The sequence below is a fragment of the Kitasatospora sp. NPDC002522 genome (assembly GCF_053595195.1).
Window position 1 is genome coordinate 1 of sequence record NZ_JBSFXE010000055.1, and the last position, 23,879, is coordinate 23,879.

The 23,879-nt window shown below is 73.3% G+C and carries 18 protein-coding genes, 1 tRNA gene and 1 pseudogene; 5 read left to right on the top strand and 15 right to left on the bottom strand.

The window, feature by feature from the left end; all coding sequences use genetic code 11:
• Positions 1-91: 91 nt before the first annotated feature.
• The 3 genes from ACWD4U_RS31290 to ACWD4U_RS31300 are packed head-to-tail and all read right to left on the bottom strand — an operon-like array spanning position 92 to position 4,309.
• Positions 92-1,465 carry an AAA domain-containing protein gene (locus ACWD4U_RS31290; RefSeq protein WP_449787363.1) on the bottom strand — a complete coding sequence of 458 codons (1,374 nt, stop codon included), beginning with the start codon at positions 1,463-1,465 and terminating at the stop codon, positions 92-94.
• A gap of 31 nt (positions 1,466-1,496) precedes the next feature.
• Entirely contained in the window at positions 1,497-3,095 is a 1,599-nt protein-coding gene (locus ACWD4U_RS31295) for a hypothetical protein (RefSeq protein WP_363460389.1), read from the bottom strand.
• On the bottom strand, positions 3,092-4,309 hold the full coding sequence (locus ACWD4U_RS31300; protein ID WP_363460391.1) for a hypothetical protein: 1,218 nt from the start codon (positions 4,307-4,309) through the stop codon (positions 3,092-3,094). The genes ACWD4U_RS31295 and ACWD4U_RS31300 overlap by 4 nt, the downstream gene beginning before the upstream one ends.
• A gap of 137 nt (positions 4,310-4,446) precedes the next feature.
• Here ACWD4U_RS31300 and ACWD4U_RS31305 point away from each other — a divergent pair, with 137 nt between their 5' ends.
• Positions 4,447-5,094 carry a histidine phosphatase family protein gene (locus tag ACWD4U_RS31305; RefSeq protein WP_363460387.1) on the top strand — a complete coding sequence of 216 codons (648 nt, stop codon included), beginning with the start codon at positions 4,447-4,449 and terminating at the stop codon, positions 5,092-5,094.
• A gap of 10 nt (positions 5,095-5,104) precedes the next feature.
• Here ACWD4U_RS31305 and ACWD4U_RS31310 read toward each other — a convergent pair whose 3' ends face one another.
• Entirely contained in the window at positions 5,105-6,475 is a 1,371-nt protein-coding gene (locus tag ACWD4U_RS31310) for a tetratricopeptide repeat protein (protein ID WP_363460385.1), read from the bottom strand.
• 333 nt (positions 6,476-6,808) lie between these two features.
• Here ACWD4U_RS31310 and ACWD4U_RS31315 point away from each other — a divergent pair, with 333 nt between their 5' ends.
• Both ACWD4U_RS31315 and ACWD4U_RS31320 read left to right on the top strand, forming a co-directional pair.
• The gene (locus ACWD4U_RS31315; RefSeq protein ID WP_363460383.1) at positions 6,809-7,228 is read left to right on the top strand and encodes a hypothetical protein; all 420 of its coding nucleotides are present in this window, start codon (positions 6,809-6,811) and stop codon (positions 7,226-7,228) included.
• Between the two features lie 147 nt (positions 7,229-7,375).
• The gene (locus ACWD4U_RS31320) at positions 7,376-8,251 is read left to right on the top strand and encodes a spermidine synthase (RefSeq protein ID WP_363460381.1); all 876 of its coding nucleotides are present in this window, start codon (positions 7,376-7,378) and stop codon (positions 8,249-8,251) included.
• A gap of 252 nt (positions 8,252-8,503) precedes the next feature.
• Here the strand turns inward: ACWD4U_RS31320 and ACWD4U_RS31325 are convergent, their stop codons facing one another.
• The 5 genes from ACWD4U_RS31325 to ACWD4U_RS31345 form a co-directional block, all read right to left on the bottom strand.
• Complete coding sequence (locus ACWD4U_RS31325; protein WP_363460379.1) at positions 8,504-9,364, bottom strand: hypothetical protein; 861 nt, start codon at positions 9,362-9,364, stop codon at positions 8,504-8,506.
• Positions 9,365-9,432: 68 nt separating this feature from the next.
• On the bottom strand, positions 9,433-10,887 hold the full coding sequence (locus ACWD4U_RS31330) for a GH1 family beta-glucosidase (protein ID WP_363460377.1): 1,455 nt from the start codon (positions 10,885-10,887) through the stop codon (positions 9,433-9,435).
• 61 nt (positions 10,888-10,948) lie between these two features.
• Positions 10,949-11,863: a carbohydrate ABC transporter permease gene (locus tag ACWD4U_RS31335; RefSeq protein ID WP_363460375.1), complete on the bottom strand. Its 915-nt coding sequence runs from the start codon at positions 11,861-11,863 to the stop codon at positions 10,949-10,951.
• A 1-nt stretch (position 11,864) separates the two neighbouring features.
• Positions 11,865-12,833: a carbohydrate ABC transporter permease gene (locus tag ACWD4U_RS31340; protein ID WP_363460373.1), complete on the bottom strand. Its 969-nt coding sequence runs from the start codon at positions 12,831-12,833 to the stop codon at positions 11,865-11,867.
• 107 nt (positions 12,834-12,940) lie between these two features.
• Complete coding sequence (locus tag ACWD4U_RS31345; protein ID WP_363460371.1) at positions 12,941-14,266, bottom strand: ABC transporter substrate-binding protein; 1,326 nt, start codon at positions 14,264-14,266, stop codon at positions 12,941-12,943.
• 304 nt (positions 14,267-14,570) lie between these two features.
• Here ACWD4U_RS31345 and ACWD4U_RS31350 point away from each other — a divergent pair, with 304 nt between their 5' ends.
• A complete protein-coding gene (locus tag ACWD4U_RS31350) occupies positions 14,571-15,635 on the top strand; it encodes a LacI family DNA-binding transcriptional regulator (protein WP_363460369.1) in 1,065 nt (354 codons plus the stop codon).
• Between the two features lie 207 nt (positions 15,636-15,842).
• Here the strand turns inward: ACWD4U_RS31350 and ACWD4U_RS31355 are convergent, their stop codons facing one another.
• The 5 genes and pseudogenes from ACWD4U_RS31355 to ACWD4U_RS31375 form a co-directional block, all read right to left on the bottom strand.
• Positions 15,843-16,289 carry a DUF4442 domain-containing protein gene (locus ACWD4U_RS31355; RefSeq protein ID WP_363460367.1) on the bottom strand — a complete coding sequence of 149 codons (447 nt, stop codon included), beginning with the start codon at positions 16,287-16,289 and terminating at the stop codon, positions 15,843-15,845.
• A gap of 130 nt (positions 16,290-16,419) precedes the next feature.
• Positions 16,420-16,495: transfer RNA gene (locus tag ACWD4U_RS31360), tRNA-His, on the bottom strand.
• Positions 16,496-16,609: 114 nt separating this feature from the next.
• The gene (orn, locus tag ACWD4U_RS31365) at positions 16,610-17,212 is read right to left on the bottom strand and encodes an oligoribonuclease (protein ID WP_363460365.1); all 603 of its coding nucleotides are present in this window, start codon (positions 17,210-17,212) and stop codon (positions 16,610-16,612) included.
• Positions 17,213-17,715: 503 nt separating this feature from the next.
• Positions 17,716-18,897: pseudogene (locus ACWD4U_RS31370) on the bottom strand (helix-turn-helix domain-containing protein); the annotation flags it as partial.
• A 1,219-nt stretch (positions 18,898-20,116) separates the two neighbouring features.
• Positions 20,117-21,082: an HAD family hydrolase gene (locus ACWD4U_RS31375; protein WP_363460363.1), complete on the bottom strand. Its 966-nt coding sequence runs from the start codon at positions 21,080-21,082 to the stop codon at positions 20,117-20,119.
• 864 nt (positions 21,083-21,946) lie between these two features.
• Between ACWD4U_RS31375 and ACWD4U_RS31380 the strand changes: the two genes are divergently transcribed.
• Positions 21,947-22,456, top strand: coding sequence for a universal stress protein (locus ACWD4U_RS31380; protein ID WP_449787364.1), 510 nt, complete (start codon positions 21,947-21,949; stop codon positions 22,454-22,456).
• A 183-nt stretch (positions 22,457-22,639) separates the two neighbouring features.
• Here the strand turns inward: ACWD4U_RS31380 and ACWD4U_RS31385 are convergent, their stop codons facing one another.
• Positions 22,640-23,830, bottom strand: coding sequence for an acyl-CoA dehydrogenase family protein (locus ACWD4U_RS31385; RefSeq protein WP_363460361.1), 1,191 nt, complete (start codon positions 23,828-23,830; stop codon positions 22,640-22,642).
• Between the last annotated feature and the right edge of the window lie 49 nt (positions 23,831-23,879).

Sequence of the window (23,879 nt, forward strand, 5' to 3'; positions counted from 1 at the left end):
TCCTCCACGCCTACAACTACCATCGCAGCCACACCGCACTCGGAGGCCAACCGCCGATCAGCCGCGTCAACAACGCTTCAGGTCAATACACCTAGACAGCGACTCTGTGTCTGTGGAGATGGGCCAGCACCGCGTGGTTCGCCTCCCAGCCGTCGGGGAACTTGACGGCGACGCCCAGTTGGACGGGGTCGGTGGCGGGGTGTTCGTCGAGGAGTTCGGCGATGCCCGCGCGGGCGACCACGATGCAGGCGTGGCGGTGTCGGGAGGCCAGGACGCAGAGGCGGCCGGTCTCCAGGTGGAACGCGGTGGCGTCGGGGCGCCCGGAGAGCGGGTGGAGCACCACGGTGACGTCGTACTCGCGGCCCTGCAACCGGTTCGCGGTGTCCACCGTCACGGCCTCGCCCTCGGCGGGGTCGACGGGGACGCCGAGCCGGGCGAGTTCCGCGCGGACCGCGGCGGCCTGGTCCCGGTGGGCGGTGCCGACCGCCACCCGGCCGGGGGTGAGCGGGGTGGCGCCCTGCTCCGAACGGGCCGTCAGCCGGCGGGCGAGCAGCCGTTGCACGGTCAGCGCGACGGCGGCGACGGCCTGGGCGTCCGTGCGGACGGTGTGCCGGGCGGGGAGTTCGAGCAGGGCCCAGCCGGAGGCCGCGGCCTCGTCGATGGCGGCGTCGACCGCGGAGCCGTCCGCCCGCACGGCGGCGGTCAGCGTCCGGTCGCCGGGGCCGGTGCCGGAGCGGAAGGGGGTGTAGGGGTAGAAGGCGGAGGAGATCAGCGGCGCCGCCGAGGCGGGCAGGCGCCAGGAGACCGGGAGGCGGTGCGGCCGGATCGCCGGGTTGTGGGCGAGCAGGGTGACCACGGCGGAGCCCGACGGGTCGTAGGACAGGCCCGCCCACTGGTCGGTGCCGACCACGGTGAACGGGTCGAGCTGGCCGGGGTCGCCGACGAACAGGGCGCGCTCGAACAGGCGGGCCACGGCCAGCAGGGCGTCCGAGCGCATCTGGTACGCCTCGTCGACGATCGCGTGCCGCCACGGCTGCTCGGTGCGCACCCACTGCCACTTCGCCGCGGTGGAGATCACCACGTCCTGCTCCAGCAGCGCCGCGACCTTGTCCGCCGCGGTGACGTTCGGGTGGCGCAGCGCCTCCGGGGCCGGGCGGGAGTCGCTCGCGTGCAGGCGGCCGATCGACACCTCGGGGGCCTTGGCGGCCAGCCGGTCCACCAGGTCGTCCACCTGGCTGTTGGTCTGCGCCACGATCATCAACCGCTCGCCCGCGGCGACGAGTTCGCGGGCCGCCCGGACCACCAGCGTCGACTTGCCCGCGCCCGGCGGGGAGTCCACCACCACCCCGCGCGGCGCCCCCGGCTCGGGGTGCACCACGGCGCGCAGGATCCCCGCCACCGCCGCGTCGGCGGCCTGGCCGGGCGTCAACTCCGATTCAGGAAGCAGGTCCTGACGGTCAGTCACCAGCTCTCCATCGAGGCTCGTCATCCGTCGATCATTCCCACTCGTCGGCACCGGCCGGTGAATCCTCCCCGGCCGGCGGAGGTCCGCCGTGCGTCCACGGGGTGTCGGCCGGCTCCGGCAGCGGTGCGGACTGCCGCGGCGCCAGCTCGAACAGCGTGAACACCACGGGGGTACCGGGCTCGGGGACGCTGCCGGGCTCGGGGTCGCGCCTGCGGCCCATCCCGGAGAGCAGGCGCACCACCACCTCGCCCGGTGCGGACGAGACGATCTCCGCCCGCTGGGCGGGCTCGGCGTGGGCGCGGAACACCTCCCGGCCCGGGTCGGCGTGCGGGCGGTCCGCGGTGCGCACCACCAGCAGCGGGCGCGGCTTCGGGGAGCGGCCCTCGGTCCACTCCGGGACCACCTCGGCGACCTCGCCCGCGAAGGCCTCGCCGGACAGCCGGCGCTCCGCCATCGCCAGCGGGTCGTCCAGCGCCTCCTGGATCTCCAACTTGGCCTGCTCCCGCTCGCGCTGGGCCAGCTTGCGGGCCGCGGTCACCGCGTCGTCCCGGCGCGGCTGCGGCGGTTCGCCGGCCGCCACCCGGTCCCGGTGCATGGTGTACGACCAGCGGTCGCCCTCCCAGCGGTCCGCGAGGTGCCCGGCCGGCGGCAGGGTGCGCAGCAGCTCCACGCCCTGCCAGACGTCCCGCCAGGTCGGCAGCGCGGCGGCGTGCAGCACCGCCGCGAGCTGGGCGCGGGCCTGCTCGATCAGCCGGGCCGAACGCTCGGCCTCCGCCGGGTCCGCGGCGTCCTGGGCGCGCTGCCAGGCGGCCAGCGCCGCGTCGTGGCGCAGGATCGCCGGGGCCAGGACGCGCTCGTCGAAGCGCGGATCGGTCGCCGGTCCGGCCGGCGGGTGGAGCAGCCCGCCGTCCTCGTCCCGTGCGGACTCCACCCACTCGGCGGCGGCCGGTCCGGTGGTCGCCGGCTCCAGGCCCACCGGCGGGCGGTGCCAGGCGAGTTGGGCGGCCAGGTGCTGGTCCTCCAGGGTGGACTGGCCGGTCGCCCAGTGCCGGGCCAGCAGCCCGGTCATCGGCAGCAGCAGCGAGGAGCCCGGCACCTGGGAGCGGTCGGTCAGATGCGTCAACCACCGCCCCAGCAGCGGTACCTGGGTGGGCGCCGGGTACTCGCCCGGGTCGGCGTCCTCCACCGTGCGGCGGAACCGCGTGGAGCGGCCGAGCAGCGCCAGGTGCGCCACACCCGCCGCGTTCGGCACCAGCAGCTGCGGCGCGTCCGCGCACAACTCCCGGACCACCGGCACCTTCTCGCCGCTGACCGGGTCCTTCTCGGAGCCCTCCAGCAACTCCACCTCGGCGCCGAAGGACTCCAGGTACGGCAGCAGGTCGGCCGCGAGGCCGGCCAGGAACTCCGCGCGCTGGGTGCGGTTCAGCGGCTGCGGCACCAGGTGCAGGCGCGGCGCGTCCGGATCGGTGCCGAGCAGCACCGCCAGCGGCGCGCCCGCCTCGCCGGCCGCCGCCAGCGGGACCAGCACCATCGGACGCTCCGACAGGTGCCGGTGCCGGACGGTCGCCAGCGGCTCCGCCCGCCCCGACCGCACCGACTCCAGCCGGGCCAGCGTGGCGAGCAGGCTCACCGCACGCCCCCCGCGGCCAGCGCCTCCGCCCGCAGCCGGGCCGCGTACGCCAGCCGCTCGGCCGCCTCGTCCAGCCCCAACTCGGCGAAGAGCGACGGCTCCAGGCCCTCCGCGCCGCCCTGCGCGGCCGCCTCCAGCGCGGCCTCCACGGTGCGCAGCGACCCCAGCTCGCCGCGCACCCCGCGGCCGAGCTGCTCCACCGCGCCCGAGCAGCGCGCCTGCGAGCGGCAGTGGAAGCCCAACTCGCAGGTGGAGATACACTCCGGCCCGTACGCCGCGGGCACCGCGGCGACCGCCTCGGCGAGTTCGCCGGTCGGCCGGGTCGGGGCGCCCGAGTCGTCCGGCGCCAGATCGAAGGTGACCCCGTCGGGGAGCGCCGCCAGCAACTCCTCGATCCGGGTCAGCCGGGACAACTGCCGCCGGGTGGTGGACAGTTCGCGGCGCACGTCGACCGGCACCGCGACCGGGCGGTTGGAGAAGTCCTGCGGGCAGACCAGCAGTACCGTCAACTCCGGTGCGCCGGGCAGCTCCTGGGTCGCGTACGGGTCGGCCGACACCTCCCGGCCGGCCAGCCGGGCGGCCGCCTCCTGGAGCGCCAGCACGTACACCGCGGCCTGCCGGGCGGCCGCGCCGACCTTCGCCGGGTCGGCCGAACCGTCCAGGACCGGAAAGGACTTGATCTCGACCACGGTGCACCGCCCGCCGTGCACCACCACCGCGTCCGGCTCCAGGTAGGCGGGGCTGCCCGCCACCTCGAGGCGCAGCATCGGGTGGTCCAGCAGCGTCCAGGCCGCCGGGTCGGACGCGGCCTCGGCCAGCGCCGCCAGCGTCCGCTCGGCGCGCACCGCCGGGGCGGCGGACGGCAGCAGGTCCGGTACCGCGAGCGAGGCCACCTCGGCCTCCGGCACGCCGAGCAGGCGGCGCAGCGGCTCCAGCAGCACCGCGTAGCCGTCCTGCTTCAACCGGGACTCGAACTGCAGGCCGCGGCGGATCGCGAACGGCGACTGGCCGAACGGCGCGGGACGGCCCAGCCGCTGGGCCAGCGCGGTCTTGTCGACGCCCGCGGCGTCCAGCAGCGCGCGGCGGCGACAGCCCGGATTGGCGGCGAGCGCGGCGAGGGCACGGGCGTCAAGGCTGCGTTGCGGCGCCGGGCCGCGCAGCTCGGAGAGCCGCCGCAGCGGCGGGGAGGTCTGCCCCAGGTGCGAGACGTTCATGGTGCGGCCCAGTCTCGCATCCGACACGGACAAAGCGGAGCCCGCCGGTCGAAGCGGCGCGGCCGGTGCGGGATCATGGGCCCGTCGGTCCGCGAAGGCGAGACCGGTCGAACCCCGGCCGCGAGGAGAGAAACCCCATGCCCGCCCGCATCGTGCTGGTCCGCCACGGCGAGACCTCCTGGTCGGCCACCGGCCGGCACACCGGCCGCACCGACGTCCCGCTCACCGACGAGGGGCGCGAGATGGCCCGCGCACTCGGCGAACGCCTGGCCCGCGCCCCGTGGAACGGACTGCCCGAGGCCGTCGTCTACACCAGCCCGCTCTCCCGCGCCCGGGAGACCGCCGAGCTGGCCGGCTTCGGCGACCGCGCCGTGGACCGCCCCGAACTGCTGGAGTGGGACTACGGCCAGTACGAGGGCCGCACCGGCACCGACATCCGCGCCACCGACCAGCCGGGCTGGCTGATCTGGCGCGACGGCGTCCCCGGCGGCGAGAAGCTGTCCGAGGTCGCCGCCCGGGTCGACGCGTTCCTCGCCGAACTCAACGACCGGCACGGCGTCCCGAACCCCGAGACCACCACCATGCACGCCGCCGACTGCGAGGTCGTGCTGTTCGCCCACGGCCACCTGCTGCGCATCCTCACCGCCCGGTGGCTCGGCCTGCCCCCCGAGTACGGCCAGCGGCTCAAGCTCGGCACCGCCGCGCTCTCCGTGCTGAGCTGGGAGTACGGGCTGCCCGCGGTGGAGGTCTGGAACGACCACAGCCACCTGGAACAGCTCGGCTGATCCCCGGAGGCTACGCCGCGGCCAGCGCCCCGTCGTACGCGCCGAGGAACGCCCGCACCTCCGGGACCGCGTCGTGGCCGCGCAGCCGGTCGGCGGTGGCCGCCAGCATGCCGCGGATCCGGGCCGAGCGGACCCGGTCGAGCAGCGCCACCGCCGCCGACCCCTGCTCGGCGGCGCCGGCCAGGTCGCCCCGGCCCAGCCGGTCGTGCGCCAACTCGGCGGTGTACAGCACCCGGTTGCGGACGAAGTGCGGCTCCTGCAACCGCACCGCCCGCTCGGCGCGCAGGCCGGCCAGGTCCCACTCGCCCAGCGCCGACCAGCACTGCGCCTCCAGCCCGGCCAGCTCGGCGTCGCCGAAGAAGGTCATCCACTCCGGGTCGGCGTCCGACTCGCCCTTGTCGAACAGCGCGTACGCCCGGGTCAGCGACCGCTCGCAGGCCGACCGGTCGCCGAGCAGCGCCCAGCCGCCGGCCTCCCGCATCGACAGCAGCGACAGCAGCCGGTCCGAACCCAGCCCCCGGGCTGCCGCCTGCCCGGCCTGGGCGGCCCGCAGCGCCTCCCGCGGGCGGCCGGCGTCCCGGGCCAGGAAGGCGCTGTTGCAGAACACGTGCGCCTCCAGGGCGGAGTCGCCGGCCATCCGCGCGGTCGCCAGTGCCTCCGAGTAGAACGACCTGGCGTCCGTCAACCGGTTCGAGTCGTGGGCCAACCAGCCCACCGAGATGGCCAGTTCACCGGCGCCGGCCTGCAACCGGCGTTCCGTCGCGGCACCGTAGTCACCGTCGTTGAGCAGCACGTACGCGCTGCGCAGCGACTGCCCGGCCAGCTCGAACAGCGCGTCCGCGCCGTGCTCGTCGTCCAGCAACCGGATGTCCCGCACCGCCTGCTCCACCCCGCGCACCTCGGCGGCGCCGACCCGGCGGCGCTCCGGCGGGGTCAGCGGCACGGCGGACGCCGGCCGGTCCAGGCCGAGCGCCGCCGCCAGGGCGGTCGGGCCGCCGCTCAGGAACGTACGGCGAAGCACGTCGTCGTTCTCCTCATCAGGATGGTGCGTACCGTCCGGCGGGTGCGCCGGGACGGCCGGGTCGTCGGCCGACGCGCGGCGGCGGACCGTCGTGCGCGGCGCGAACCCGAGGTCCGCCAGCGACCTGTCCGGCCACATGTGCCGGAACACCCGCTCGTAGGCGTAGTTGGGGCAGCGGATCTCCCCGGACTCCACCCGGCCGACGTAGCGCGGGTCGCAGGACACGTGCTCACCGATCTCCCGGGCGGCCCGGCGGACCAGGGTGGCGAACTCCCCGGGGGAGAGGTCGCCCCGCAGTTCGCGCATCGCCTGGTTGGGGACGGCCGCCGGGCGGGACCCGCCTGATCGCGTGGCTGCCATGCTGCACTCCGAGGTCGTGCCGGGGTGGTCGCGGGCCCCTGGGGGAGGGCCGCCGCATCGCCACGACAGTACCGGCAGTCACCGGACGAACACGGCGCGTCGCAGAGGGAGGCGGTCCCAATTGCGGACAATCCGGACGTGGTTGCCGGGTTGTGCCATGAAATGCCATGGCTTGCTGTACGGCAGGCCGTGGCCTGGTCGACCGGTTCCGCGTTGTCCTGATACATGGACGCCGAGCGCGCGGACCCCCTCCCGCACCGGTTCCCCGTCGCACGGTCGGGTGACGGGAAATCGCCCGGTTTCCGAGCAGCCCGAGGTGACAGGAGGTCCCCCATGGCCACCGGAGTACCGCAGTACCGGCGCCCGCCCGCCCCCGCCCTGCGGTCCGTCCCGGACGTCAGCGGGTACGCCGCGGGCTGCACCACCGGGTACGACACCGTCACCGTGCCCGTCCGGCACGGACTGGAGACCGTCGACATCCTCCGGCTGCGCCGCGCCTGCGGAGCCGTGCAGCAGACCACGACCGGCGCCGCCATCGCCTTCCTGGTCCCGGCCGGCACCGCCCTCGGCTGGCACCTGCCCGGTTCGACCTGTACCGCCGGGGCCGACCTGCTCCCGCCCACCGACCCGCGCTGGATCATGCCGCCCTCCGGCCCGCAGCCGTACGCCCGCCCCACCGATGCCTGGGTGCTGCGCTCCGCCCTCTGCGAAGCCGCCACCACGCTCACCGCCGGTGGCCTCGGCCCGCTCTGAGCCGCATCCTGACCGCCCTGACTGGCCATCAGGAAACTTTTCCGGCCCGGAAGTTGACATGCAAGCGGCATCTCAGCGGGCGGACCTCGCGACCCCGCACCGAGCAGCCCCGATCACCCACCGTCAGCGGCGGCGATAATGGTCCGCATGGGCCGACCCCGCACCACCCCCGTCCCCGGCCGCGCACGCACCGACGGCCCGCTGACCGCCCCCGTCGGATCCGGCACCGCCGAACTGCGCCCCGACCGGGACCGCCCGCACGCCTGGGAACTGCTGATCGACGGCGCCCCCCAGTCCCTGGTCGACCTCGCCGACCCCGGCTGGCTGGGCTTCGAGTACCAGCGACGGATCGGCCACCTGATCGACCTCGCCGCACCCGAACGGCAGCCGATCAGCGCCCTGCACCTCGGCGGCGGCGCGCTCACCCTGGCGCGCTACACCGCCGCCACCCGGCCGCGCTCCCGCCAGCAGGTCGCCGAACTCGACACCGCACTCACCGAACTGGTCCGCGCCGAGCTGCCGCTCGACCGCACCTGGCAGATCAAGGTCCGCGGCGCCGACGCCCGCGCCGTGCTGGAACGCACCCCCGACGGCTCCACCGACCTGGTCATCGCCGACGTCTTCGCCGGGGCCCGGGTCCCCGCGCACTGCACCACGGTCGAGTTCGCCGAACACGCCGCGCGGGTCCTCGCCCCCGGCGGCCGGTACACCGCCAACATCACCGACGGCGGCCAACTCGCCTTCGCGCGCGGCCAGGTGGCCACCCTGCAGGCGGTCTTCCCGGAGGTCTGCCTGATCGCCGACCCGGCCGTGCTGCGCGGCAAGCGCTTCGGCAACCTCATCCTCGCCGCCGCCCACACCCCGCTCCCGCTCACCGAACTCACCCGTCGCCTCGCCGGTGACGCCGCCCAGGCCCGCCTCGAACACGGCCGCCCGCTGGCCGACTTCACCGCCGGAGCAAGTCCCGTCCGGGACGCCAACGCGACGCAGTCGCCGGAGCCCCCACCACGAGCCTTCGGCTGAGCGGGGGCCGGGGTGCCGCGCATCGTCGCTGCCGCGAGGCTTCGGCTGAGCGAAGGGATGCGGAGTGCCGCCGTGCGGGAGGGCGAGCGCCACGCATCGCCTCGTCGCTGCCGCGACCTTCGGCCAAGGGAAGGGATGCGGGTACCGCCGCGCGGCGTCGGCCATCGCCTCCGCCCTGCGCTTTCGGCCGAGGCGGACGGGACAGGTGCCGCCGTGCAGGAGGGCGGTGGGTGGGCCCCGTGGGGCGTGGGGTCAGTGGCCGCCCGGGAGGCCTCGGTGCTTGTACATCGCTGCGCCGGTGAGCAGCATGCCCGCCGCGATCGGGATCAGGACGGCGAGGGCGGTGTCGCCGCTGTCGGCGCGGGCCGGGGCGGCGGTGAGGGTGACCAGGGCGTCGTCGGGGTCGGCGTCCGTCAGGGGCGGGGCCGGCGCCGGGTAGCCGTCCGGGAGGCTGTCACGGACGGTCGCGGGGCGGACTGCGGCGGCGTCGGGGCCGGTGCGGGCGAAGCCCGTCGGCTCGAGCGTCGGTCCGCCGCGCTGGGTCGGGACGAGGTGCTCCGGTTCGCCCCGGCCGGCGGACGGGTGGGAGCGGGAGGCCCGGGCGGGTTCCCCGGGACGGGCGGCCTGCGGCGGGACCGAGGGCAGCAGCCCGGTGGCGATGGCGAACGCGTCAGGGACGTCGGCGCGCTGGCCGGGCAGCGGCAACTCGTCGGTGCCGAGCCGCTCGTGGAGCACCTGGGCGACCGCGCCGTGGTGCAGCGTCCCGGCGAGGCCGTTCACCGCGCCGGGGACGGCGGCCGTGTCGCTCACCGCGCCCCGGACGGTCGTGCCGCCCAGCACCCGCCCGGCATCGCCCAGCAGGTCCGGGTCGCCGTCGGCGGTACCGGCGTCGGCGCTGCGCGCGGTGGAACTGCCGCCGACCGCACCGGTGTTGGCCGAGCCGGCGCTGCCCGGAGCGGTGCCGGCCGGGGCGGCGCAGGCGTCGGTGGCGCCGAGGCCGAGGCTCCACACCTGGGCGGCGAGCATGCCGCCCGCCGCCAGTGCCCCGGGCCGACCCCAGCGGCGGCGCGTGGTGTCCGAACGTCGCGGCTGCTTCGCGTGGTTGGCTCGCACACCAAGGGAGAACGAGCGAGACCCCCCGCAGTCACGCCCGTTGCTCACACTCCGTCACCCCGGCGGGCTCAGCCGAGGCCGCCGCGGCGGATGACTTCGGCGTACCAGCGGGCGCTGGATTTGGGGGTGCGGACCTGGGTGTCGTAGTCGACGTGGACGATGCCGAAGCGCTTGCTGTAGCCGTAGGCCCATTCGAAGTTGTCGAGGAGTGACCACAGGTAGTAGCCCCGTACGTCCGCCCCCGCGGCGATCGCGTCGGCGACGGCGGCGAGGTGCTGCTCGACGTAGCGGATCCGCTCCGGGTCGTGGACGGCGCCGTCGGGGCCGACCTGGTCGTCGAAGGCGGCGCCGTTCTCGGTGACCAGCAGCGGCAGGCCGAAGTCGCGCTGCAGGCCGATCAGCGAGTCGGACAGGCCGGTGGCGTCGATGGGCCAGCCCATGGCGGTGACGTCGTCGTTGGCGAGGTGGAAGACGATGTCCTCGGAGCCGGGCCAGGGGCTGTGCTCGCTGTTGCCGTGGCCGTCGTTGTGGGCGGCGTCGGCGGTCTCGGCGCCGTCGCGGGGGGCGGAGACGACGGTGGGGTTGTAGTAGTTGAGGCCGAGCAGGTCGATCGGGCGGCCGATCTCGGCTTCGTCGCCGGGGCGGACCAGGTCGTCCCAGTCGACGATGGAGGCGGTGTCGTTCTTGAGGTCGTCGGGGTAGCCGCCGGCGAACATCGGGCCGGTCCAGATGCGGTTGCCGACGGCCTCGATGCGGCGGGCCGCGTCGAGGTCCTCGGGGGTGTCGGTGAGCGGCCGGACCAGGTGCAGGTTGAGCGAGACGGAGATCTTGGCGTCGGCGGGGAGCAGTTCGCGCAGGGCGCCGACGGCGAGGCCGTGGCCGAGGTTGAGGTGGTGGGCGGCTTTGAGGGCGTCGGCGGGGTTGGTGCGGCCGGGTGCGTGGACGCCGGAGCCGTAGCCGAGGAAGGCGCTGCACCAGGGCTCGTTGAGGGTGGTCCAGGTGGGGACGCGGTCGCCGAGGGCGCGGGCGGCGAGTGCGGCGTACTCGGCGAAGCGGTGGGCGGTCTCGCGGACGGGCCAGCCGCCGGCGTCCTCCAGGTCCTGCGGGAGGTCCCAGTGGTAGAGCGTGGCGACGGGGGAGATGCCGTGTTCGAGGAGGGTGTCGACCAGGTTGCGGTAGAAGTCGAGGCCGCGTTCGACGGCCGGTCCGCGGCCGGTGGGCTGGATCCGGGGCCAGGACAGCGAGAAGCGGTAGGAGGTGAGGCCGAGGTCGGCCATCAGCCGGACGTCCTCGCGGAAGCGGTGGTAGTGGTCCACCGCGATGTCGCCGGTGTCGCCGTTCAGCACCTTGCCGGGGGTGTGGCTGAAGGCGTCCCAGATGGACGGCGTCCGGCCGTCCAGGGCGGCCGCGCCCTCGATCTGGTAGGCGGCGGTGGCCGCGCCGAAGGCGAAGCCGGGCGGGAAGGCCGTCCGGGGGGCCGCCGCTGCGGAGTGGGCGGCGGTGGACGGATCGGTCATGGTCATACGGGAGCGCTCCCATGGCTGGAGGGTGGACAGGGCGGGCGGTGCCGGGGTCGTTCGAGGGTCAGCTCTTGACGGCGCCGGACGTGATCCCGCCGACTATGTGCTTCCCCAGAACAGCGAAGATCAGCAGGAGCGGCAGCGTGCCCACCAGCGCGCCGGTCATGATCACGGCCTGGTTGATGTCGTGGCCGCTGCCGCCGCCGATCGCGGAGAGCGCCACCTGCACGGTCGGGTTCTGCTGGGTGAGGACCACGAAGGGCCAGAAGAAGTCGTTCCAGGACTGGACGAAGACCAGCATGCCGAGCACCGCCATCGCGGGCCGGGCCACCGGGAAGACCACGTGCCAGATGATCCGCAGGCTGTTCGCACCGTCCACCCGGGCCGCCTCGATCAGCTCGAACGGCAGCGCCTCGGACAGGAACTGGCGCATGAAGAACACGCCGAACGCGGCCACCAGCGAGGGCAGGATCACGGCCTGCAGGTGGTTGCCCCAGTCCAGCTTCGTGACGATCCGGTACAACGGGATCACGCTGAGCTGCGGCGGGATGGTCATGGTCGCCACCACCAGGGTCAGCAGCGCGTTGCGGCCGCGGAAGCGCAGCTTGGCGAAGGCGAAGCCGGCCAGCGTGGAGAACAGCACCGTGGAGAGCGCGACGCAGCCCGCCACCACGGTGGAGTTGAGCAGCGCGGTGCCCATGTCGGCCTGGTCCCAGGCGGTGGTGACGTTGGTCCACAGCTCGCCGCTGGGCAGCAGCGGCGGCGGCGACTGGGCCACCCGCTCGCCGGTGTTGCTGGCGGCCACGAAGGTCCAGTACAGCGGGAAGAGCGAGACGACCGCGGCGATCGCGAGCAGCACGTAGGCCACCGGGCCGGCCTTGTCGTGGTCGCCGGCCCCGCGGCGCAGCAGGCGGCTGCGGACCGCCGGGGCGTCCGGCTTCGCCTCACGGGAGGAGGGGGTGGACAGGGTCGCGGCCATGTCAGCCTCCCAGCTCGTGGCGCTTGCGGTAACGGGTGATCAGGTACTGCACCAGGCCGATCAGCAGCAGGATCAGCAGCATCGTCCAGGCGACCGCCGACGCGCGGCCCAACTGGCGGCTCGGCCAGCCGAGTTCGTACATGTAGAGGCTGAGCGTCTGGAACTGGTGGGCGGAGCCGCCGCTGACGCCGACGCCGCCGCCGAACAGCATCGGCTCACCGAACAGCTGGGTGGCGCCGATGGTGGAGACGATGATGGTGAACAGGATGGTCGGCCGGATCGACGGGATGGTGATCCGGGTGAACTGCTGCCACCGGTTGGCCCCGTCCAGGCTGGCCGCCTCGTACAGGTCCTTCGGCACCGCCTGCATCGCGGCCAGGTAGATCAGCGCGTTGTAGCCGGTCCACCGCCAGGTGACGATGGTGGAGATGGCGATCTGCGAGGGCCAGGTGTCGGCGTACCAGTCGGTGCGGTCGATGCCCACCGAGCTCAGCAGCCAGTTGATCATCCCGTAGTCCGGGTTGAACAGCTGCACGAAGACCAGCGTGGCGGCGGCGATCGACGTCGCGTAGGGAGCGAGCACCGCCACCCGGAAGAAACCCCGCCCGCGCATCCGGAAGTTGAGCAGGTGCGCCAGCCCGAGCGCCATCGCCAGCTGCGGGACGGTGGAGATCACCCCGATCGTGAAGGTGTTGCGCAGCGCCGTCCAGAACTGGTCGTTGGACCACAGCCGGGTGTAGTTGCCGAGGCCCTTCCACTCCATCACGTCGGGCTTCAGCAGGTCGACGTAGTGCAGGGACAGCCAGCCGGTCCAGATCAGCGGGAACAGGCCGAAGGCGGCGAAGCAGAGGAAGAACGGGGCGATGAAGGCGTACGGGGACGCCTTCAGGTCGAACCGGTACAGGCGGGAGCGCCAGGCGGGGCGCCGCGGGGCGGCGGGCGGCGCCTCGGGGCGGACGGTGGTGGCCACTTGGGGTTTCCTTCCCGGGGGTGGCGAGGGGCGGCGGAACGGCGCCCGGCCGGGTGGGCGGACCCGGCCGGGCAGTTGGGGTCGGTGACGGCGCAGGCCGTACCGACTCAGTGGCCGACCTTGTCGTCGACCAGCTTGGTGACGTTGGCCCAGGCCTTGGCCGGGTCGGTGCCGTGCTCCTCGATGTCGAGGATGCCGTTGTCGGTGATGATCGTCTTCACGTTGCCGTCCTGCTCGCCGATCGGGGCGGGCTTGATGGCCTGCGCGGTGGCGGCGAAGATCTGGCCGGTCGGGGCGTTGTTGAAGTACTCCTGCTTGGCGCCCTGGACGGCGGGCTGCTGCAGGCCGCCGACGGTGGAGGGCAGGTTGCCGACCTTGGTGAAGACCTTGGCCTGCTGCTCCGGAGCGGTCAGCCAGGCGGCCAGGGCCGCGGCCTCCTTGGTGTGCTTGCCGGCCTTCGGGACGGTCAGGAAGGCGCCGCCCCAGTTGGAGGCGACCGGCGGGGCCGCGACGTCCCACTTGCCCTTGCCGGCGTCACCGGAGTACTTGCTGATGATGCCGGTCATCCAGGACGGGCAGACCACGGTGGCGAACTTGGCGTTGGCGAAGGCCGCGTTCCAGTTGTCCTGGAACTGGCGCAGGCCCGCGCTGATCTTCGCCTGGGAGGCGGAGACCGCGATGTTCCAGGCCTTCTTCACGCCCGGCGAGTCCTTGTAGACGAGCTTGCCGCTGGCGTCCGAGTACTGCTGCGGCTCGGCGGAGAGCGAGGCGTTGAACAGGCCGCTGGCCGAGTCGGTGAAGAAGGTGCCGGCCGGGGCCGCAGCCTGGTAGGTCTTGCCCGCGTCGACGAACTTCGACCAGTCGCCCTGCCACAGCTTGGCGACCTCGGCGCGGTCGGTGGGCAGGCCGGCCTGCTGGAACAGGTCGGTCCGGTAGCAGATCGCCATCGGGCCGATGTCGGTGCCGAGGCCGATCAGCGAGCCGCTCGACGTGGTGGCCTGCTTGGACTTCCAGTCCAGCCAGTTGCCCGCGGTGATGCCCTCGGTCTTGCCCAGGTCGACGAACTTGTCGCCCAGGGTGTTGGTGGCCTGCGCGATGTAGCCCACCTCGACGGCCTGGATGTCGGCCAGACCACTGCCCGAGGCGAGGTGCGTGGTCAGCGCGTCCCAGTACTTCTGACCGTCCTGGACGGTGTCGTACTTGATCGTGATGTTCGGGTGCGCGGCCATGTACTCGTCGTACAGGCCGGCCTCCTTGTACCCGAAGGTGCCGAAGTCGCCGACGTTCAGGGTGATCTTCGCGCCGGACGCCGCCGAGGAACCGTCCGAGCCGCTCTTGGCCGAGCTGGAGCAGGCGGTCAGCAGCAGGGCGGAGGAGGCGAGCACCGCGGTGGCGAGGACAGCGGCTCTACGGGGGCGGGAGGTGGTGCGCATGGGGCGAACTCCTTTGTTCCTGGCGGGTCTGGCCGGGTGGCTACACGGGGGTGCTTGGTGCGCGGAATCTTGGCTAGAGTGTGGGAGCGCTCCCACACCTGGCATGCCGGAAGGTTGCTGTGTCTCGGGGGTGAGTGTCAAGACGTGGTGACATAAACGTTGCCGGAGCGTTTCCGCTCCCGTCATCGTCATCGGGGTCGCCCCGGATGGTCGGAAACGCGTCGGGACCGGCCACAATGAACATTCCGTACGGACCCGGGGCGGGTCCGGCGGTACCGCCCTGAAACGACCGAGAGGTGTAGCGATGAGCCCGACCGCACAACGCCCCGACGCACTCCATCCGGGCGTCGGCGGCAGAGCCACCGCGCGCCCGACACTGGAGGAGGTCGCCGCGCTGGCCGGCGTCGGCCGGGGCACGGTGTCCCGGGTGATCAACGGGTCGCCGCGGGTCAGCACCAAGGCCCGGGAGGCGGTCCAGTCCGCGATCGCGGAACTCGGTTACGTCCCCAACCGGGCCGCCCGCACCCTGGTCACCTCGCGCACCGACTCGATCGCGCTGGTCGTCCCGGAAGCCGAGACCCGGCTGTTCTCCGAGCCGTACTTCTCGGACATCATCAGCGGCGTCTCCGCCGAACTGGCCGAAACCGACATGCAGCTGCTGCTGATACTGGTCCGCAACCAGCGCGAGCGGGAGCGTCTGTCGGCCTACCTCACCGCCCAGCGCGTCGACGGCGTGCTGCTGGTCTCGGTGCACCAGGACGACCCGCTGCCGGCCCTGCTGGAGAGCCTGGAGATCCCCTCCGTGCTGGCCGGCCGCCGCGGCGACCTGGAACCGCTCAGCTACGTCCACGCCGACAACGCGGGCGGCGCCCGGATGGCCGTCCGGCACCTGCTGCGCCGCGGCTGCACCCGGGTGGCCACGCTCACCGGCCCGCTGGACATGGAGGTCGCCCAGGCCCGTCTCGGCGGCTACCGCCGCGCCCTGGAGGAGGCCGGGCGGAGCTACGACGAGGCGCTGGTCGGCCTCGCCGACTTCACCGAGGAGGGCGGCCGGGTCGCCATGCGCGAACTCCTGGACCGCCGTCCCGACCTGGACGGGGTGTTCTGCGCCTCCGACGTGATGGCGGCCGGCGCCATGCAGGTTTTGCGCGCCGCCGGACGGCGAATTCCGGACGACGTGGCGGTGATCGGCTTCGACGACTCGATCGTCGCCCGGCACACCGACCCGCCGATGACCAGCGTGCGCCAGCCGATCGAGGAGATGGGCCGCACCATGGCCCGACTGCTGCTCGACGAGATCACCGAACGCGGCCGGGCCCGGCGGCAGGTGGTGCTGGCGACCGAGTTGGTCGTCCGCGACTCCGCCTGACCGCCGGGCCGGGGCTCGCGCTTGGGCCTGTGCACGGGCCCGCTCTCGGGCCCGTGCTCGCGCTTTGGCCCGTGCTCGCGCTTGGGCCTGGCCTCGCGCTTGGGCCCGGCCTCGCGTTGGGGTCTGGCCTCGGGCTCGCGCTCGGGCTTGGCTGCGGGCTTGGCCGAGGTGTTGGCCTCGGTCTCGTGCCGAGGGCCTGAGTGGGCGTCAGGAGTTGGGGCGCAGCGTCCAGACGATCTCCAGCACGCCGGTGACCGCGCCGTCCTCGCGGGTGATCTCCACGGTGACCGGGAACTCCGGGCGCTGGCCCTCGTCCAGCTCCGCGACCACCTCGGCGATCGGGCGGCCGAGCGTCGCGGTGGCGGTCACCACGCCGCGGGCGAGCTTCTTGAACGAGATCTCGCCGACGGTCGGCAGCGGCACCGCGCGGCCCAGCTGGTCGCCGAACGCGGCCAGCACGATCGCGCCGCTCGCCGACTCGGCCAGCGTGAACATCGCGCCCGCGTGCGGACCGCCCACGTGGTTGCGGTACTCCGGGAGGTCGGGCAGCCGCAGCACGGCCCGCTCCGGGGTGGTCTCCAGGTACTCCAGCTGCAGGGTCTTCACCATCGGGACGGTGTTGGTGAGCAGCTCGCCGATCGCAGTAGAGGTCATGCCGCCGATGTTACTGGCAGGTAGCTTATGCGTCCATGGCCGAACCGACACGGTTCCCTGACGGGGCGTCAGGGGTGGGAAACGACTCAGGGCCCGATTCTCGCGAGGAGAATCGGGCCCTGAGTTTCGATGGGGTGAGCGACGGGACTCGAACCCGCGGCCACCTGGACCACAACCAGGTGCTCTACCAACTGAGCTACGCCCACCATCTGTCCGGTGCATTCCCGCTTACGCGTTCCCGCTCCGACAGGAAGAACTCTACAGGATGCGAAGGGGTGCTTGCGCCAGGGTTTTGCAGACCGCTCGGACCGGAGTGCTGGTCAGGCCGTGGGCACCTGGTACTTGGCGGCGATCGTCCGGGCGGCCTCGGTGTCCGGGCCGGGCTGCGGGACGAACACCGCCTCGCGGTAGTACCGGAGTTCGGCGATCGACTCGCGGATGTCCGCCAGCGCGCGGTGGCTGCCGCCCTTCTGGGGGCTGTTGTAGTAGGCGCGCGGGTACCAGCGGCGGGCCAGCTCCTTGATCGAGGAGACGTCCACGATCCGGTAGTGCAGGTGCCCCTCCAGCTCCGGCATGTCCCGGGAGAGGAAACCGCGGTCGGTGGCCACGGAGTTGCCGCACAGCGGCGTCTTGCCGGCCTCCGGGACGTGCTCGCGGATGTAGGCGAGTACCCGCTCCTGCGCCTCGGCCATGGTCAGGCCGTCCGCCAACTCGTCCAGCAGGCCCGAGGCGGTGTGCATGGTGCGCACCACCTCGGGCATGTTCTCCAACGCCTCGGCGGGCGGACGGATGATCACATCCACGCCCTCGCCGAGCACGTTCAGCTCGGAGTCGGTCACCAGCGCCGCGACCTCGATCAGGGCGTCCCGATCGAGGTCGAGCCCGGTCATTTCACAGTCGATCCATACCAGACGGTCATTCACGCCCCTCACCCTACGGCGCGATCACGCGACCTCGACACCGTACGCGCCCCGTCCGTTCCGAACTCCGCCGGCTCGCGAGCCCCGCGCTCCGGTTCGCCCTCCGCACGGTGCGCCGACCGCCGCCCGCGGGCGCTCGGCTGCTCACCGCCCGGCTCCTCGGCGATCGCGTGCTCCACCGGACGGTCCGCCGGCACCGCGCCCCGCCCGCCCGGATAGGCCGCTCCCGGGTACGCCGCGCTCGGCCGCACCGGCTGACCGGGGGCGGCGGGTGCGTGCGCGTGCGAGTGGCTCGGCTGGGCGTGGCTGGGCTGTGGGTGGCCCTGCTGCGGGTGGTTCGGCTGTGCATGGCTCGGCTGCTGCTGCGGGTAGGCGTGCTGCTGGCCCGCCTGCGGGTGACCGGGGTGGCCGGTCTGGGCCTGGCCCTGCCCCTGGCCCGGGTACTGGTGGCCGGAGGGGGCGGTCCGGGCGGCGACGCGCGGGTCGGCCGAACGGTCCGCGCCGCCGCGCTGACCGAAGGAGTTCGGCGGACCGGGTTGCGGGGGCACCAGCGGCCGCGGCCGCTGCCGCAGGTTGCCGCCCGGGCCCGGAGCCGCCGTCGTCGCGGCCGAACTCGGCGACGGGGCCGCCGCCGCGGGCTGGAGCGCGCGCTCGCCGGCCGGACCCTGGCTCGGCACCGTCGCGTTCGCACCGGACGGACGGCGGGCGCGGAAGGTCGTCCGGTACGCGGCCGGGGAGACCCCCAACTGCCGCCGGAAGTGCCCCCGCAGCGCCACCGGCGAACGGAAGCCGCACCGTCGCGCCACGTCGTCCACCGACAGGTCCGAGGTCTCCAGCAACCGCTGCGCCTGCAGCACCCGCTGGGTGATCAGCCACTGCAACGGGGCACTGCCGGTGAGGGTCCGGAACCGCCGGTCGAAGGTACGTCGGGACATGTAGGCGCGGGCCGCCAGCACCTCGACGTCGAACTGCTGGTTGAGGTTCTCCAGCGCCCAGGTGACCACCTCGGCCAACGGGTCGTTGCCGATCTCCTCAGGTAAAGACTGGTCGATGTACTGGGCCTGACCGCCGCCGCCGCGGCGGTTGGGCACCACGAGCCGACGCGCCAGCGCGTTGGCCGCCTCCGCGCCGTGGTCGCTGCGCACCACGTGCAGGCAGAGGTCGATGCCGGCCGCGGTGCCCGCGGAGGTCAGCACGTCGCCGTCGTCGACGAAGAGTTCGCGCGGGTCGACGTGCACCCGCGGGTAGCGCTTGGCCAGGGTCGGCGCGTACATCCAGTGCGTGGTCGCCGGACGTCCGTCCAACAGCCCCGCCGCGGCCAGCACGAAGGCGCCGGTGCACAGGCCGATGATCCGGGCGCCCTCGTGGTGCGCCTTGCGCAGCGCGGCGATCGCCTCGACCGGCGGCGGCTGGGAGATCGACCGCCAGGCCGGGACCACGATGGTGCCCGCGCGGGACAGCGCCTCCAGGCCGTACGGCGCGGTCAGGGTCAGCCCGCCGGTGGTCGTCAGCGGACCGTCCTCGCCCGCGCACACCAGCAGCCGGTAACGGGGGACGCCGGCGTCCTGGCGGTCCACCCCGAACACCGACAGCGGGATCGAGCTCTCGAAGATCGGCGCCCCGCTGAACAGCAGGACCGCCACCGTCTCCCGGCGCCGACGACCCGCCAGCTTGCGCGGCGCGGCCAGGGCACCCGGACCGGTGGCCGCGGAACCGGCGAGGGCCGCGAGGGCGGCGGTCGCCGGGACGGGGCCGCCGGCGTCCGCGGTGAGCGTGGCGGTGGCGCCGGTCGCGGCCGCCCCGGACGAGGTCGGGCCGCCGTGGGCGGGGGAGTTGTGCGGGAGGTTGTGAGCGGCGGCGTTGTGCGCGATCGCGTTGTGGGCAGCGGTGCCATGGGCAGCGGCGCTGTGGGCGACGCTGCCGTGGCCCGCGACGGTCGCCGCCGTGGATGCGGCGTGCGCGTGGGCCGCGATGTGCTGACTGGGCGTCAAGGCGCCTGTCCCACCCGTGAGCTGACTGGAACCCGCACCCGATGCGAAGGAACCGGCCGACGCGCCACCGGACTTGCCGAGTCTCGCGCCTCCGCCGGGGAGGCCCGACGGCTGGCGGCCGCCTTCAGGACCCGCGTCGCTCCTGCTCACCCTGCTCAAGGCGCTCCAGCCCCCTCGATGGTGTGGTGGTCTCGGCTGCCAGTCTGCGAGCCAAGATCGAATCTACTTGGTGGACCGTTGCCGTTGTGACTAGTTCACCATCCGACGCTATGTCGACATGGCAATTTGGCGCGAAGCATTCGATCACGAAGCGTGGCACCCGCCGACCTCCGTGTGAAGGGGGCGCGGACAAGGGTGGCCGGTTGTCGCACGAGCCGGCGCTGCGGTTGGCCTTGACAGCCCGCCCACCGGCCGCTGTGTGCTGCGGCTTTACCGCACTGTGCTGTTCGGCCCGCAGATTGGCTGAAAATCGGCGGTTCAAAACGGGGGCGTGAGCCCGCCCGGTACGCGCCACAGCGCACACCGCGGACGCGACCCCTGCGCCCCACCAGCCCCCGCCCCGACCTGAACCGGCCATCGCTGACCCGCCTTCACCTCACGCTCCGTCACTTCGCATCCGTCGATTCACTCCCGTCACACCAACCCCAACCGTCGCGGTGACATCGCGGCGTCACAGCCTGCCGACCAGGCGCAGGCGTGCGGATGCCCGCCGCACAATCGTCCGAATCCGGCCCCTCGGGACGGTGTCTGCTGCGGCGGGCGAGGCGTGGTGTGCGACGGGCGGGAGGGTGGTGGCAGCGGTGGTGCGGTGCTTGGTCGTTCGGGTTCCCGCGCGGGTTCGGGTCGGGTGCCGGCTCGGGTTCGGGCTCCGGCTTGGGTTCGGGCCGGGCCGGGCCGGGCCGGGTTCGGGCTCGGTTCAGGCGCCGGCTGCGTGGGTGGAACGGGACGGGGAGGCCGCCAGCGGGATGGCGAGTGGGGTGGGGCGGGGGAGCGGTGTGGCGGTCGCGGCCGTGCCGGTTGTCGGGCGCCCTGCGGGGACGCCGGCCTGGACACCCGCCTGGACACCCGCCGGGACGGCTGTCGGGACGGCTGTCGGGGCGAGGTGGGAGGCGGGGACGGCGAGCCTGGAGCGGCTGCGTGGCTTGCCGGTCGCGGCGGGGGAGTTGGCGACGGTGACCGGCTGCGCCGCGGTGCTGACCCGGAAGCGGGTGCCGGGCGCCTCGGCGGCGTCGAGGACCAGGCCGACCGCCTCCGGTAGGCCCGGGGCGCTGACCGTCGGACGGTAGGCGCGCTCGGCCCACGGACGGCCGTGGTGCAGCCAGACGCTCCGCAGACCGGCCGCCTCGGCGCCGGCGATGTCGGCCGGGGCGTGGTCGCCGACCATCCAGGTCTGCGCGGTCCAGTCGCCGGACGGGCGGAAGCCGCAGCGCCGGGCGGCGATCTCGAAGATCAGCGGGTCCGGCTTGAGGCAGTGCGCCTCCTCGGAGATCACCCACCCGTCCACCAGCGGGGCCAGGCCGGTGCGTCGGATCTTCTCCAGCTGTGGCCCCGTTCCGCCGTTGCTGACGATCCCCAGCGTCCACCCCGCCGCGCGCGCTGCCTGCAACGCCGACACGTGCGAATCCGGGCAGTGGATATGGGAGTTGATGCCGCGCCGGTAGTGCGCGAGCAGTGCGTCGAGCGAACGGTCGAAGCCGTAGCGGCGCCTGGCCGCGCCCAGTACGGTGCTGCGCGGAACGTAGCCCCCACCGTCGAGCGTGACCAGCCAGTCGACGTCCCCGGCGGGCAGCCCGTTCTCGGCGAGGAAGTCCACCGCCCAGGCTCTGAACGCGGCGTCCCGCGGCAGCAGGGTGTTGTCGAGGTCGAGTAGGAGCAGCGGCATGTCGAGCATGCTGCCAGCGGCCGAGCGGTATGCACGTGGCAATTGCCAAAGGCGTTGGGAATTCGCGCGAATTGGCCGAATCCGGATGGTCCGGCCACAACCGGGGCGTCTCGGTACGTCTCGGTACAGGAGGTGCACCTGCGACGGGTGTGAATGCTGGTGCGGGTGCACGGTCGACCTTGCGGGTAGGACCGATGACAGTCGGGTCACGGTGTGTGGCGGCACTGTTGCGTTCACGGCGGGCGTTCGGTCAAGCTCCTTGGAACCCGTCGCACAGGGGGCGCACGCGAACTGCTCGCACATCCCCCGTACGCGGGATCCTTGTCCGACAAGGGTTTCGCTGGTGGGCGGGGTCCGACTCCAGTCGTACTCTGAAAGGCACAGGTCGCCATCGGTGGTACTCGTTCCGGTACGGTTCGCTACCACGGTCGCCCCTGTCACCGGGACGGGGCGGTCCGCCGCCGTGTCCCCACCTGTCGGCCCATCTCAGCTGAAGAGTCTTGAGTCATGGCTGGTCACGAGCCCCCGGGTCACCTGCCTCCCGGGACTGTCACCAACAGCTCGCCCGACGGCGGGCCCGCTGCCGAGCGCCGCGGCACAGCACCGATCGCCGGTCCGCCACGCCAGGACGACAACTCCGCTCGCGGGCGCCTCGATCGGCCACGGATCCGACCGCGCCGGGACAGCACCGGCGCACCGCGGCACGCCGCGTCGGGGCGCGCTGAAGCTGGGCATGCCACGGTGGGGCACGCCGACTCCGGGGGCGCGGCGCCAGAGCCCTCAGTGCCCCGTTACCCCTCGTACGGATACCACGTACCCGAGTACCCGGGTGCCGACCGACCGTCGCACGGAGCGGAGGACGCCATGACCGACAGCTCCCACCCCATCGTCGGCCGCCGTGACGGCGAAGGCGAACCCCGGCTCCGCGAAGAGGAGTCACGCGCCTGCGACCCGCAGTTCCAGCACGGCGTGGTGGTCGGCTTCGACGGCTCGCTGTCCAGCGAACGCGCCTTGGCCTACGCGGTCGGCATGGCCCGCCGCTCCCAGTGCGGACTGGTGATCGTCCACGTCGCCAACCGGCTCCCCGCCACCGTCTGGGCCGGCTGCGAACCTCCCGTCTTCGTCGACCTGCCGGACCACCGCACCGAGATCCTCGGCCTCGAACTCGCCTGCGCCGACTTCCTCAGCGGCGTCCCCTGGATCCTGGTGGAACGCGGCGGCGACATCTGCCACGAGATCGAGGAGGTCGGCCGTGAGTACGCCGCCGACGCGATCGTGGTCGGCAGTACGCACGGCCTGCTGGGCAAGCTCTTCGGCTCCGTCTCCGGCCGCCTGGCCCGCCGGGCGAACCGTCCGGTGATCGTCATCCCGTAGCCGCACCGCACCGTAATGCCCGGGCCGGTCGGGGCCGAGGCAGTCGGGGCGGGTGAGGAGGGGTAGGGGAGAGGCGGCAGGGCGTGCCGGAGCTGAGCCGGACCCGACGTCCCGGACGTCGGGCCGACTCCTCGGACGGAATCAAGTTCTCGAACGAGCATGGCCGTCAACGGCCAGGGCTGTTCAGGAGGTCATGCCGAGCTCTCGCGCGATGAGCATCCGCTGGACCTCCGACGTGCCCTCACCGATCTCCAGGATCTTGCAGTCACGCCAGAACCTGGCGACCGGGTACTCGTTCATGAAGCCGTATCCGCCGTGGATCTGGGTCGCCTCGCGGGCGTTGTCCACCGCCGCCTCGGAGGCGAACAGCTTGGCGATGGCTGCCTCCTTCTTGAAGGGCTCGGAGTGCAGCAGCCGGGAGGCGGCGTCCCGCCAGGCGAGGCGGGAGGTGTGTGCGCGCATCTCCATGTCGGCGAGCTTGAACTGGATGGCCTGATTGGCGCCGATCGGCCGGCCGAAGGCGCGGCGGGTCTCGGCGTAGGCGAGCGACTGGTCGACGCATCCCTGGGCCAGGCCGGTGGACAGCGCCGCGATGGCGATGCGGCCCTCGTCGAGGATGCGCAGGAACTGGGCGTAGCCGCGGCCTCGGGGTCCGAGCAGGTTGGCCGCGGGAACTCGGCAGTCGGTGAAGGACAGTTCGCGGGTGTCGGAGGCGTTCCACCCGACCTTCGAGTACTTCTTGGACACCTGGAACCCGGGGGTCCCAGCGGGAACGATGATGGAGGAGATTTCCCTGCTTGGCGAGGGATTTGACCCGTTGTCACCCGAACGTGTGAGCGGTTCCGTCAGGGCGGTGACGGTCACCAATCCGGTGATGTCGGTGCCGGAGTTGGTGATGAAGCACTTGCTGCCGTTGATCACCCACTCGTCGGTGGCCTCGTCGTACCGGGCGGTGGTGCGGGTCGCCCCCGCGTCGGTGCCGCCCTCGGGCTCGGTCAGGCCGAAGGCGCCGAGCATCTCACCGGACGTCAGCTTCGGCAGCCACTCGCGCTTCTGCTCCTCGGTGCCGAATCGGTAGATCGGCATCGCGCCGAGCGAGACCGCGGCCTCCAGAGTGATCGCCACCGAGGAGTCGACCCGGGCCAGCTCCTCCAGGGCCAGGCAGAGCGCGAAGTAGTCGCCGCCCATGCCGCCGTACTCCTCGGGGAAGGGCAGGCCGAACAGGCCCATCCGCCCCATCTCCCGGACGATGTCGTACGGGAATTCGTTCTGCTCGTAGTATTCGCCGATCTTCGGCGCGACCACATCGTTGGCGAACTCCGCAACGGTGCGGCGGAGTTCTTCGTACTCGGTGCTCAGCCGGTGGTCGAGCATGGGGTGATCCTCCCGGGATCGAGGCTTCGTGGGCCTGTTGAGGGTGGGG